This window comes from Gelidibacter algens (assembly GCF_001678675.1).
In the GTDB taxonomy this organism is placed as follows: domain Bacteria; phylum Bacteroidota; class Bacteroidia; order Flavobacteriales; family Flavobacteriaceae; genus Gelidibacter; species Gelidibacter algens.
The window spans coordinates 126096-140679 of record NZ_LZRN01000003.1 but is presented as its reverse complement, the minus strand read 5'-3'; the positions used below and the strand labels follow the sequence as shown (position 1 = coordinate 140679).

8 protein-coding genes are annotated in these 14584 nt (G+C 39.1%); all 8 read right to left on the bottom strand.

The features are described 5' to 3' along the window. Positions 1-29: 29 nt before the first annotated feature. The 8 genes from A9996_RS02275 to A9996_RS20915 all read right to left on the bottom strand — a co-directional run bounded on the left by A9996_RS02275 (position 30) and on the right by A9996_RS20915 (position 14449). Positions 30-788, bottom strand: coding sequence for a glycoside hydrolase family 16 protein (locus A9996_RS02275; protein WP_066430403.1), 759 nt, complete (start codon positions 786-788; stop codon positions 30-32). Beyond that, positions 785-3085, bottom strand: a complete 2301-nt coding sequence (gene bglX / locus A9996_RS02270) for a beta-glucosidase BglX (RefSeq protein ID WP_066430401.1) — start codon at positions 3083-3085, stop codon at positions 785-787. Before bglX ends, A9996_RS02275 begins: the two co-directional genes overlap by 4 nt. Next, positions 3086-4747, bottom strand: a complete 1662-nt coding sequence (locus A9996_RS02265; RefSeq protein ID WP_066430400.1) for a family 16 glycosylhydrolase — start codon at positions 4745-4747, stop codon at positions 3086-3088. 18 nt (positions 4748-4765) lie between these two features. Then, positions 4766-6826, bottom strand: a complete 2061-nt coding sequence (locus A9996_RS02260; RefSeq protein ID WP_169817232.1) for a PKD domain-containing protein — start codon at positions 6824-6826, stop codon at positions 4766-4768. A gap of 13 nt (positions 6827-6839) precedes the next feature. Beyond that, positions 6840-8300 (bottom strand): RagB/SusD family nutrient uptake outer membrane protein, encoded by a 1461-nt coding sequence (locus tag A9996_RS02255; RefSeq protein ID WP_066430545.1) that lies wholly within the window; start codon positions 8298-8300, stop codon positions 6840-6842. 10 nt (positions 8301-8310) lie between these two features. Next, complete coding sequence (locus A9996_RS02250) at positions 8311-11463, bottom strand: SusC/RagA family TonB-linked outer membrane protein (RefSeq protein ID WP_066430396.1); 3153 nt, start codon at positions 11461-11463, stop codon at positions 8311-8313. Between the two features lie 236 nt (positions 11464-11699). After that, positions 11700-12998, bottom strand: coding sequence for a triple tyrosine motif-containing protein (locus tag A9996_RS20920; protein WP_317047099.1), 1299 nt, complete (start codon positions 12996-12998; stop codon positions 11700-11702). Between the two features lie 5 nt (positions 12999-13003). Then, on the bottom strand, positions 13004-14449 hold the full coding sequence (locus A9996_RS20915) for a two-component regulator propeller domain-containing protein (protein WP_317047098.1): 1446 nt from the start codon (positions 14447-14449) through the stop codon (positions 13004-13006). Positions 14450-14584: the final 135 nt, after the last annotated feature.

Here is a 14584-nt window from a genome sequence, read left to right as displayed (position 1 = left end):
AGGTACCCAACATTAATTGTAAATTCGATTTAAGGCTTGTAAACTTTTACGTAATCAATACTAAATTCTTGCGGGAATATGGTATCATCCACTTCTGGACCTCCAAAATTTCCACCAACTGCAAGATTAAGAAGTAAGTAGAAGGGGTTATCAAAAGGCCAAGTGTCTTTGTTCTTTATCTCTGGCGAAAAGGTATAGACCAACGCATCATCGATATAGAATTTTATAAAATCTTTAGTCCAATGTGCTTTATACAAATGGAAGCCGTCTTCAATATTTGCAGCAGTGGTGATCTTTGTGTTTTTTGATTGCCCATGGCTGTCAGGAGTATGAAGCGTGGTATGTATTTCATGCGGATTTTTACCAACATATTCCATGATGTCAATTTCGCCAGATTTTGGCCAACCCACTTCTGAAATAGTACTACCTAACATCCAAATGGCTGGCCAGATCCCTTTACCTACAGCCAATTTGGCACGCACTTCAATAGTTCCATATTGAAACTCAAGGTTATCTTTGGTATTAATTTTTCCTGACGTGTAAGTCTCGCCATCAAATGAGGCTGTAAGCACAAGATGTCCATCTTTTACGGCCACATTATCTTTGGAATAAATTTGCCGTTCATTATTTCCCCAACCACATAAATCAGGACAGCCATCACCTAGTTCATAATTCCAAACGGCAGCATCTAAGGTATCTCCATTAAAGTGCTCTTCAAAAATGACTTCTTGCGAGTGTGCAACAAACGTTATAAAGAAGATGACAAAGATGCTGCCTTGGATTTTCATTTTAGGTTAAATTGAGAAGTTAACGTCGCCTCAGAACTGCCACCTACGAAAACGCTAAAATCCCCAGGTTCCACGACAAACTTTCCGTTATTATCAAAAAATCCTAATTCAGCTTTTGACAATGTAAATTTTAAAGTCTTGGATTCGCTTGGATTCAATTCTACCAACTCAAAGCCTTTCAATTCTCTCACAGGACGCGTAACGCTTGCAAATTCATCGCGCAAATATAACTGTGCCACTTCTTTACCTTTCACTTGACCGGTATTGGTCAACGTAACAGAAACGGCAACACTAGTGTCGGAAATCACATCAACCTTTAAATCGCTATACGCAAAGGTGGTATAGCTCAAGCCATAGCCAAAAGGATATAATGGCGCGTTACTCACGTCCGTATAATGTGACCAGAATACTTCACCTGGCGCCGGCAATGTCGGTCTTCCAGTACTTTTATGATTGTAATAAATAGGCACTTGCCCAACATTTTTAGGAAACGTCATTGGTAATTTGCCACTCGGGTTGTAATCTCCGTAAAGCACTTGCGCCACTGCATGTCCGCTCTGGGTTCCCAAATGCCATGCTTCTACAATGGCTGGAATGTGTTCATCTGCCCATTCAATGGCTAACGGTCTGCCATTGTTCAGCACCAACACAATATTTTTATTGGCTTTATAAACCGTTTCCAATAATTCCTGTTGTACACCGGTAAGTCCAATTTCTGAACGACTTCTGCCTTCTCCAGAGTGTAGACCATGTTCTCCAAGAACCATAACCACAACATCTGCATTTTTTGCAGCAGTTACCGCCGAAGCAAATCCGCTTTTGTCAGAAACGTTGATGGTGAGTTCTTTAGGGAATAGTGTTTCTCCTGTCACGACATCAGCGCCTTTTTCAAATGTGATGGTGTTCCCTTTATAAGCTTGCATGCCTTCAAGCACGGAAACCGCGGTCTCGTCATCAGCAGCAATACGCCAGCTTCCCAACGGACTGGTTTTATCGTTTGCCAAGGCACCAATCAAAGCTATTTTTAGTCCATTCTTCTTGAGTGGAAGGAGGTTGTTCTCATTCTTCAACAGTACAATAGATTTCTTGGCAACATCTAAAACAGCATCGTTTATTCTTTTGCTTCCGATGACTTCTTTTTCGACGGTCTCATTGCAGTATTTGTAAGGATCATCAAAAAGTCCCAATTCATATTTCACTCTTAAAATTCTTTTGACGGCATCGTCAATTAAACTTTCATCAACCTTGCCTTCTTTTACTAGTCTTGCCAATTCATTAACATAGGCATAAGATTCCATATCCATATCAGAACCTGCTTTAATAGCTATTTCTGCTGCATGAAGACGATCTTTAGCCTGTCTATGAGTAATCATTTCATTTATAGAACCCCAATCTGTAACCATAAAGCCATCAAAATTCCATTCCCCTTTTAAAATATCCCGTTGTAAAAAAGCACTTCCAGTTGCCGGAATCCCGTTGAGTTCATTAAAGGCGTTCATAAATGTTCTGACCCCTGCTTCTTTCGCTGCTTTAAAAGGAGGTAAAATAATATTGTATAATGTTGACGTTCCAACATCAACCGTATTGTAATCTCTACCAGCTTCAGCAAAACCATAGCCTGCGAAGTGTTTAGCGCAAGCTGCAATGGTATTTGCCAAAGACAAATCATCACCTTGGAAGCCTTCTACCCTGGCTTTGGCAATCAAAGACCCTAAATAAGGATCTTCTCCTGCACCTTCCATGACGCGTCCCCAGCGTGCATCACGAGAAATATCGACCATTGGTGCAAAAGTCCAATTGATACCGGAAGCCGCAGCTTCTTCGGCAGCCACTTGTGCAGATAATTTTATGGCCTCCAAATCCCAACTCGCAGCTTCCGCAAGCGGAATGGGACTGATGGTTTTATACCCATGGATGACATCAAAACCAATAATTAACGGAATACCCAAACGGGTTTCTTCAACCGCAATTTTTTGAACTTTTCTGACTTCCTTAACACCTCTAACATTAAGCATTGACCCTACCCACCCTTTTTTAAGGTGATCGTACTTATTGGCCGCATCACCATTAGAAGGGACTGGTCCTGTAACATCCCAAAAGCCGTTATATTGGTTCATTTGGCCAATTTTTTCTTCCAAAGTCATTTTCGCTAAAAGCGTATTGACTTTGATATCTATAGAATCTCCTTGTTTCATGTTGGTAGGATCTTGATAGGTATTGCGCGCGTTGGCTTCTCCAAAAGGAAGCAATAGTAGGATCAGACTATTTAAAGCTAATAAAAATAATACGTTTTTCATCTATCGGTATATTTTAACATAATCAATTTCTAATGTCGATGCCGTAAAAGCAGGATCGATTGCTCCACCAAAATTACCTCCCATGGCGACGTTCAGGATTAAAAAGAAATCTGAATTGAAAGGTGTAGCTGCTGTATTTGGAAACGTGTGATAAACGGTATCATCCACCAAAAATTTAATAAAATCTGGAGTCCATTCTACACTATAATTGTGAAATTCAGTAGAAGCGGTAGCTACCGTTGTACTCTCCGTAACGCCATTGCCTCCTGAGTTTCCAGGAAAATGCAAGGTAGAATGAATAGTGTTTTGATCATTTCCAACATGTTCCATGATATCGATCTCGCCACATGCAGGCCAGGAGACGGTGTCAAAATTTTGTCCCAGCATCCAAATTGCTGGCCATGTGCCACCACCCGTTGGCAATTTGGCTCTGACCTCTACCCGACCATAAGTGAATTCAAATAAATTTTCTGTTTTGATTCTTGATGACGTATAATTGCCATTTTCTACTTTGGCTGTAATTTTCAAGATGCCATCTTCAACTTTAATATTGTCAGCATTATCAGTGTACATCTGTACTTCGTTATTGCCCCAACCGTTGACACCATTGCCTAAATCGAAGGTCCAGTTATCAGGATCTGGCGCACCATTTGTATCAAAGGTATCTTCCCAAACCAAGTCGTTATAAATAGATTCGAAACTTGGTGTTGGCGGACTGGTTGAAAACTTATGGTACCAAAATAAAGCGGGGTTATTGGCATCCATCACTCTAACGTAAAGACTCGTGCTGGTGAGTGAGATGATTTCATAAGATGATGCCCCAATGAAATAGCCCATAAAGCCATTGTCAGAAAAATTCATGACAGTACCTCTAGATGTGAAATTTGGATCTGGTACAGAAGACCAATCTACAGAAGTTGGTGCCAAGGAAACATTTTTGACACCTACTGTATTATATTCGTAACAAAAGTCCGTACCGGCGCTACCACCAACCACGCTTTCATAACCAGCGTTGAAAAAGGTTTTTCCGTTGTTATCAAGTTGATAGGTCAATTCTTCTTGCGCATTTAATGAGAAGGTTAATTCATCAGTATATAAACAGTCGCTATCTGCTGACCCTGCTTTTTCAAATGCTTGCGCAGTATAATACGAAGGATACCAATACGCATCTGGAGCGGCAGATTTTGAACCTCCAACGCCTAAATGTCCAGGTTCTGAAGCTGCCCAATACCACGTTTTAGAACTTCCGGCCCCTCCAGAAAGCAATTGTTTGGCTTCTAAGTCATCAAAAGAGCTAAATACGGAGACTTCCATGGTTGCTGTAGAAGAAACACCTCCTGTACCAATGGCAGATAATACCACGGTATACGTGTTTAAACCAACACGACTGTAGCGATGTGTAACTTGACCCGAAGGAACCATTTCACTTGTACCGTCACCATAATTCACCTTATAGCTCAAAGCATTTTGGGACGTGAAATTAAAATTGACCAAACCGCTACCATCGCCATTCGGATTTTCTGAATCCACCCCTAAAATTTCTGAATTGATTAGGATATTAGTTGGCGCAACGATGTCTCCAACTGACGGATCATCTTCTTGACAGCTACCCAAACAAAACACTAAAACAACTAGGCTTATGATCTTAATTAAATTTTTCATATTTATGATTTTTTCTATTTACAATCTTTCAAGCTTAAATTGCCAAAACACACCTGCTCCAGACTCGATATAGACGTCCATATTGTTGGCATCCACCATAGTTACATTATAGGTTATGGCATCTGGCACTGCCACATTTGGCAACTCACCTAAATTGTTTGCCTTTGGAATACCTAAATAAGCTCCTTTTCCATTGAGTGTTAAACTTCCAGCAGCAGCATCATAGCTATACGTAGCCGTGGCATTGCCATCATATGGGGCAACTGGAGTCCCACAGGCATCTCCACCACCTTGCCAACCTTCAATCCAACTTTCAGTACCTAAATTATTTGTGAATGAACCGTCCGATCCAAACACATAGGTATCATCAAAATAACACGCTCTGGTTGCAATGCAACCCGCATCACAATTAAACCAGCTGATGTCTCCTACTGTTGGCCCAACCCCTAAAGAACCTGCAGTTTCAGACATTTTCCAAATTCCAGCAAGAGGTGACACTGGAGCACTGGTTCTGACCAATCGATATTGCCAGAAGACACCTGTTCCTGCTTCTACGTAAACACTTATTGTATTAGGGTCAATGGCCGAAAAATTGTAGGTAATTGAATTTGGCACACCAACATTTGGTAACTCACCTTGATTGTTAGCTTTTGCAAGACCAATATATGCCCCAGTACCATTCAATGTGAAAGTGCCGTTGGCCTGATCCACTGTGTAAATTGCAGGGTTTGATCCGTCATAAGGTGGCACTGGTGCTCCGCAAGCATCACCACCACCTTGCCATGGCTCTATCCAACTTTCACTGCCTAAATCATTGTTGAAAGATCCATCAGAACCAAAAATATAAAGGTCATCAAAATAACATGCTCTAGCTGCCACACAAGCAGCATCACAATTAAACCAGCTGATGTCACCAACAGATGGCCCGACACCTAAAGATCCCGCTGCTTCTTCCATTTTCCATGTTCCTGCCAAATTGAATGGTGTAGAAGCCGCTCTATAAAAATAGATATTGTCCAAAAATACTGTGCCACCGGCTGGAGTTCCCACAAATTTGAATTGGTGTAGATCTTCCAATGACAAACCTTGACTTGTAAAGTCAGATAATGGGATGTTGTAACTATTCCATTGCCCTGCCACAGGAATTTTTTGAACGAATTTCTCCCCAGTTGCAATACTTATTGGGAAAATATCCAATGCTAAATTGTCATCTGCAGTCCATACATCAATATGTAAAAATTCCATTTGGGAAGCATTGGCAGTGGCGCCAAACTGAATCCCTTGATAATTAAGATTTCCATATTGGATCATATTATTGCCATTGATCGCAAGTTGGTTGAACGTGGTAGATTGTCCCCAATTTGGATAATAATCAGATCCCGCGATGTTTTCATAACGGTCACTGTATATTGAAATGACATCTTCTGGGGCCCTGTTTGGTTGTGCGGGGGCTGCCTGCAAGGGTTGTAAAATTTCAGTGACCTCAAATTCTTCAGTGTATGACGCAGTTTCTATAGCTGCACTAAAAGCGGTCACTACTATGGTATAAGTACCAGCGTCTTGATAGGTATATGTTGTGGTATCATTGATATTAGACATGACGGGGTCACTACCATCGCCAAAATCGACATTATAACTCAATGCAAAATCTGCGTTTGCGGATACCTTGACCGTTTTAGAAATAGTGCCATCATTTACAATGGTAACCATCAAATTTTGAGGCGCTTTAAATGACACTATAATCTCTTGGGTTGCTGTAGTGCTCAAACCGTTAAGTCCATTGGCCGTAATGGTGGCGTTGTAGGTGCCTTCTTCATAGATATGCGTCACGCTTTTTCCGGGTTGCACAATATCTGAAGGTTCTGAATTATCACCAAAGGCAATTTTAAAATTGGTAACTCCTTCTCCAAGTGGCGTAATAGTGACCAACCCTGTATTATCTTGTGTAACCGTTACAGCCGCTGAAACATTGGTAGGCGCTGCTATGGTGTTGATATCTATCAACTCATCGTCCTTAGAGCAGCTATATACTGCCAACAGCAAAAGACTGATACTGAATGCATGCTTAAATATTTTCATAGTATGTTTAGTTTTAGTATCCATCATTTTGTATCCAACGGTTTCCTGCCAATTCAATTTCTATTCGAGGTATTGGAAATAGAACATTACGATCTTTAAACCCTGGGATTGTGCTTGTTTGTCCTGTTCTTACTTGATCAAAAAAGCGATGTCCTTCTCCTGCCAGTTCCAATCGTCTTTCCATGGCGATCTCTTGAGTTAGATTACCACCTGAAGATGTGATATCATCCAATCCTACTCTATTTCGTACCAAATTGGTATAGGTTCTTGCTTTAGCGTCGTCAATTCCGCCTTTATTATACGCCTCTGCAGCCATCAACAAAACGTCAGAATAACGTATGGCACGGTAGTTATTACTATGGGTAAGATTCACATCTCCTGCATTATCTTCGGCATAAGGAATGTATTTTTTATTGAAATATCCCGTGTATTCATGACCATCATTATACTGAACCGTTGGTCTGGTTTCTACAAAAGCCTCAATATCAAAAATAGTAGCGTCCCTTCTTGGATCTTCTGCTGAATAGGCATTGTACAGCTCAGGAACTGGAACATTGAAGCTAAAACCAGAGGTATACGGTGCAAAATTACCTGATGTAAATCTTGGCCCCATAAACCCTACAGCCACATTACCTTCTACACATTGGAAGCAGCCAAATCCACCACCTTCTACACCTGTATACTGCACTTCAAAAACGGATTCTTGATTGTTTTCATTGGAATTCAGAAAAATGGTGCTAAAATCAGAAACCAACTCATACTGACCTGAATTAATGACCCGATCTAATGTGGTAGCTGCATTGGACCATTTATCTCCTTGATAGAGATAAATTTTACCCAATAAAGCTAGGGCAGCTCCTTTTGTAGCGCGGCCGTTTTGGGCTTGTTCCCAAGGCAGACTTTCGATTGCCAACATCAAGTCTTGCTCTAATTGTGCATAAATTTCAGCTTTAGGCGTTCTGTCAATAGATTGACTCTGTTCAATAGAAATTCGGCCATCCAAGTACATTGGGACATCTCCAAAAAACTTAACCAATTCAAAATAATAATAGGATCTTAAAAACAGATTTTCTGCAAGGAGCTGGTCTTTGCCTTCAAAATCAGTTTTATCTTTAAATTCAACAATATAGTTGGCGCGACTGATGCCGGCATACATCCATTGGAAAATGTTTCTCAGGGCGCCATTATCTGCAGTATGCGTCATGTCATCAATTTGTTGCCAATCTAAAACATCAGTGGCATCACCGCCTCCCGCTAAAGCATTGTCAGATGCTATTTCGCCTAAGATATTGTTCAAATAGGTGGTGGACAATAAATCATAAACACCAATCAAAGCGTCTTCATAATCAGATTTTGAATTGAAATAACTTTCAGAGTTTTCCTGTCCTTCTGGCAATATTTCCAAATAATCATCACATGTAAAACACAACATGATAAGCATAAATGCTATTATTTTTTTATAATTCTCTTTCATAGTGATCGTATTAAAATGAAACATTGATTCCTGTTGTAAATGTTCTGGTTTGAGGATATTGACCCAAATCAACTCCTGCTCCTACCGGACTTGAATTTGACACGTCTGGATTGTACCCGTTATATTTTGTGAAGGTGTAGAGATTATTGACTGCGACATAAATTCTAAACTTATCGATACTCATTCTCTCTAAAAATTTATCTGAAATTGAATAGCCTAGTTGCACATTTTGGATTCTTAAATAAGAACCATCTTCTACATAAAATGAAGAGAACAATTGATTGTTGGATGCTGAATTTGAAGCTCTAGGGACTTCATTGGAAGTGCCCTCACCCGTCCATCTGTTCAAATAAAAATCAGGTTTGTTGCTATACGTCAAGAAACGCTCATAACTGCGGGCAATATCATTGCCGATAGAGGCATATAAGGAGGTTGCAAAGTCGACATTCTTGTAGTTGAAATTCAAGTTGAGCCCCATGGTTGCGTCAGGTATTGGGTTACCAATCACTGTCAGGTCATCATTACTGCCAAATTCTACGGTGCCATCTCCATCGACATCTACGTATCTTAAATCTCCCGGACTTGCATTGGGTTGAATTGCATGTGCCTCAACTTCTGCCTGGTTTTGAAAAACACCATCTGTTTGCAATCCATAAAAGACACCAATTGGCAACCCGGTTTGAAACCTTGATGTGGATTGATTCAAGTTGAAAAGTCCGCCAGGGATAAAGCCTGCGGCGTTATTAACTTGTAGCGCTTTATTTTTTATGGTCGTTAGGTTGTAACCTACACTCATTCTAAAATCATCAGAAAAATCATGAGCATAATTAAGACTTAAATCAAAGCCTTTATTTTCTATGGTTCCTGCATTTACGACGGGTGCGGAACTACCTCCTGCCGAAGCTCCCAATAAACCAGAAACTTCCGGTATCAATAAGAGATCTTCAGTTTTTTTATAGTAGTAATCTACAGTCAAATCTAGTTTGCTGTTAAAAAATGACACATCAAGACCAATGTTGGTCTGGTGATTGGTTTCCCATTTTAAGTCAGGATTTGCCAAGGCACCTACGGCGTTTCCGAAAGAAAGTAAATCGTTAAACGGATAGGTGGCCTCTCCATTGGTGCCCTGTAACAGACCTAACCATCGGTAATTTCCTATTTTATCGTTTCCAGTAATCCCGTAACTTCCTCTAATTTTCAGACTATTTATGGCATCGACATTAAAAAAGCCTTCATTTGAAACCACCCAACCTGCAGACACTGATGGGAAGTTTCCGATGCGGTTGTTAGGACCAAATTTTGTGGAAGCATCCCGTCTGATCATCCCAGAAAATAAGTATTTGTTTTTGTAATCATATTGGAGACGTGCGAAGACAGAATACCAACGGTTTTCATTTCTTCCATCGGTAGAGGTTACCAATGCCTGGGTCAATTCGCCATCCACAATTTGAATGATGGATTGTGTGTTGCTCAAAAAAGCGTTGTCAAATCTGTCAGGTCCATTTACCAATGGGCCAGAACCGAAGAATCCCTTGTAGCGTTCGCTTCTTATGGACGTTCCCAATAAAGCATTGATGTTATGGTCATCGAAAGAGGTATTATAATCAACAAAATTTTCCCACGTATAATCAAATGAGAATTGTGAATCTTCAGCAACTGTGCTATATAGGTCTCTAACGCCATCTCCGTTTCTATCGGTATTAAAACGTGTAGGATCTGAAGGATTTAGAACAACATTGTTGACCACTTTTCCTAAGCCGTAAAATTGTAAAGGCGCGTAGGATCTTCCTCCAAAATCAGAATAATTGAAATTCAGACGTGTTGTCGCTTTGAGGTTTTCCAGGATTTTATATTCCAATTCAATCTTTCCCGTAAATCGATCAGCTCTGCCTTCATTGTAGGTATTATTGATCAATGCCAGCGGATTGATGATCTCACTTCCTTGATTGGAACCTATAAATGTGTACCCACGTGAAATGCTGTTGGCATCTTCCCCATTGTAAACTGAAGTTAAAGGCGAGGCATTCAAAGCATAATACAATGCAGACCCACGACCACCTTCAGGTATGCCTTGACTTCTAATATTGGTATACAATAGGAACGTGTTTAACTTAAATTTTTCTGAGAGGTCGATTCCCAAATTGTTTTTAAACGTCCAGCGTTGGTAATTGGATTTATCACTTGCAATAACACCATCCTGTCCAAAATAACTCGCACTAACACCATAGGTGATACTTTCTGAACTCCCAACAGCACTTAAACTATGACTAAACATAGGTGCAGTTTCAAATAATTGGTCCTGCCAGTCTGTATTGGTATTTAAAGTTTGAAGATTTGGAAAAGGAAGGTTATTGCCATCTGCTGCTTCTGATTCATTGACATAGATGGCATATTCCAAATTGTTCATCAAATCAATTTGATTATCTGCTTCCTGAATGGCATAATAAGAGTTATAGGAAAACTTTGTTTTTTTACCTTTCTTACCTGTTTTGGTCGTAATTAAAATAACGCCATTGGCACCTTGAACACCATAAATTGCAGAACTCGCATCCTTGATAATATCCATAGTTTGGATGTCATTAGGGTCAATAATACTTAGGTCTGTACCAATATTAACACCATCTACAATTACCAAAGGTGAGTTATCGCCATTGGTAGTAATCCCCCTAATTCTAATGTTTAGAGATGCTCCAGGAGATCCTGAATTGGAATTGACCTGAACACCTGCAGCACTACCTTTTAAAGCTTCTTCGATTCGGGTGGGATTACTTTCTGTTATTTTCTCAGCATCAAGACTCGTAAATGCACCGGTAACGAGCTCTTTACGTTGTGATCCGTAACCAATTACCACAATTTCATCTAGTGCTTCAGCATCTTCAATAAGATTAATGGTTAACGGTTGGTCATTTAAAACTGTTACTTCCTGATTTTTGTAGCCCACATAAGAAAAAACAAGAATGGCATTCTTATCAACGTCTTGGATTGTAAAATTCCCGTCAAAGTCAGTAGAAACTCCTTTTGCGGTATTCTTTATAATCACATTTACTCCGGGAAGTGGTTGGCCACTTTGCAAATCCTTTACCGTCCCCTTAACATTGATGGTTTGAGCCAATGTTAAGGTAGTCGAAAGAAGTAGTAAAAAAGAGAGGATTTTTGTTATCATAGTTTAAAACTTTATATGATAAACTTAGGACATACAATTATCAAAATACCAATAATGACCACAACAAAAAACATACACCGTAAATAAATGAGATTATCTTTACGATAATCGCAACGCAATCCTTATATAAGTGAATATCCGACGGAACGTAAGATGTTGCACTACATCGAGGTAGTATCGCAAAAATTGAGGTTTGTTGTGGCAATGTATAGGTAAAAACCCAAATTGTTGTAGGCCTACAATTCCAGGATGTAATTTGTTAAGCTAGATTCATGCGCTAAATGCATTTTCTTTCTTAATCTGTAACGTTTGACCTCTACACTCCTATGGGAAATGTTCAGTAAAGGCGCGATTTCTTTAGAAGAGAGATTGAGTCTCAGATAGGCACATAGTTTAAGGTCGTTAGGCGTTAATTTAGGGTGCTTTGCTTTGATCTTTTTCAAAAAGTCTTTATCTGCATTATTGAAAGCTTCCTGAAAAAACTTCCAATCGTCTGTAGTGTTGATGTTTTTGTCAATGATTTTAATGACGGGTTTTACATGCTTTTGATCGTCTGTATTTTTAAGCTCTTCCTTAATTTGGTTCAAGAATTCATTCTTTTTGATCAAACTCATCGTAGAAATTGCCAATTCCCTATTTTTATTTTCGATATCCTGCTGAAGCGTTTCATTTTTGAGCTGCATTAATTGTTGTTCGCTTTCAAGCTCTTTCAATTCCAGATCGCGTTTGTTCTTCAACATCAATTTCTCTTTCTGTTTTCTATAATAACGTTTGTAGAGATGATGGACCATCACACCCAAAACAATAAGAGTAATGATATAAATAGCCCACATTAGGTTAGAAAGATGCCAAGGTTTTGCAATATAAAACTCGTACAGCGCCTCATTATTGGACAAATTATTGCCCACTTTAGAACGCACTTTAAAAGTATATTCGCCATGTGGTAAATTTTTGAACAACACAAACGGTTGTGAGGACCACGGACTCCATACATCGTAATATCCAATCAATTTGTATTGGTATTCCGCCGCCAAATACTTGTTGTACTCAGCCACACTGTAATTAAATTGAATATTATTTTCTTTATCGCTAAAATTTGAAGCGTTTGTAATATTTACAGAGAACACCTCTCCATCTATGGCATAGTTGGTTATAGAATTGATAGCGATGTCATAGGATTTAAGGTCTATTTTACTCAAATCAATAATAATGTAACCTGATGATGTTCCAAAAAGATAGGTGTCATCCATTAAAAATGAAATTGTTTCATAACCCACCATTTCCTTTCGTAAGGCTTGTGGAATTGGAATCTTGGTGATTACAGACTTGTCACTGAATTTTCCTGGTGACACATAACTGATATTTTTTTTAGAAAAGCCCCATAGCTTATCGTGTTGCGCATCTGCGATCAGTTTACCCGAGGTATATTCGCCACTAGGAAATATGCGACTCAAAAGACTGTCTTTTTGAAATACACCCAGTTGTTTATTATAATTATAGACGCCATTTTCAGAGGCATATAAAATCTTATCCAAGTAAGTTACCAAACTTGAGCCAACACCTTTTTTACTGAAACATCTTTAGTGATGGATGTCGCCTGGGTCCAGTCTGAAGTTGTTGTGATTTCAAAAACACCTTTGTACTCATGACTGACCAATATTTTTGATAAATCGACAATGGCAAAATACCGAGAGGAGATGTTAAAACCTTCCAATTTATGTTTGTAAGTCCATTGTCCATTCTGTCTCTCCAACACATGAAGCCCACTGTAATTTCCTTGAAGGACCCTATTTTCATCTTCCAGAGAAGCTTGCACATCCCATGTTCCCGGTATTGAGGCTATTAATTCGGCTTGGTTATTTTTTACAACAAAAGTTCCCAGATTATGGCCACAAAATAGTGTTCCTCCTATGTTCTTCAAACACCAGACCTGACCTTTTGTACCTTCAATAAATTTAAAACGCGCATTGGAGGCGATAGGTTTGTAAAAAAGCCCCTGGTTTGTGCCCAAATACAAGTTGTCTTCAAAAAGTGTCGAGGTATAAACGGTTCCTAAATCGCCATCCTCATCATTATAGATTCGCAAAGCAGATTTCATATTGATACAGTTGATACCATTATCGAGTGCTAGCCAGACATTGCTATTGCTGTCTTCAAATAATGAGAGTACCGTATTGTTGGAAAGCCCGTCCGTTTGGTCAATTTTATAAAGAAGATCTCCTGAACTGTTGAGATAAAAGATGCCATTGGAGATGGTTCCCAAGACGAAATTCCCATCCTTAAGCTGAATACTATTATAGACACTCAATCCATCAATCAGATCTTTAGATGAGCTCTCCCATTTTTTAAGCTGCCCATCTTTCCAATTGTAGAAGCCCTCTTCTTGGGTTTGTATCAAAAGCTGATCATTGTGATCATACATATTGACAATATTATTCTTTTTAAAGATCTCATCAACAATGACTCGTTGAGATTGACCATTCTCTATTTTATAAAGACCCTCTCCAAAACTTTGATAATAGACCGTATCCTTGACTTTAAACATCTTGGTTATGGTGTTTTCTGAAGCTATGGTCTTATAAGATTGCTTGAGAACATCATAAATATATATTCGATCTAATGACTGAAAGAGCACATACTGGTCTATAGCAAGAATGTTCCAAAATTGTTCATCTTCAACAAGTGGAATATTGAGGTTATCAGAAATTGAAGTATAATCTAAAGTTCCTAAACTGTTTTTCTTCCAATATCCAAAATCCATATAGCAACCCGTGTAAATAAGGTTGTCAACCACTTTGACTGATCTTAAAACAGAGGCATTGGGAGTAGGATATAATTGCCACTTGGCACCGTTAAACTCTAAAAGCCCTTTGTTGTTTGCAACATAGATATAGTCTTTATTTGATTGGGAAATACTCCAATTTTGATTTTCTGCTCCATATTCAATTGGTTGATAGGTGATAATTGGAGGTAGCTCTTGGGCCATCAACACCGTTGAAACCAATAGCAGCAAACAAAACATCAAATTTTTAATTCTCTCTATCACAAATTAGAATGATTATACCATCAACAGTCACTTGAAATTTAAATGCTCAAGTTTGAACTTCTGAAACACACTAAA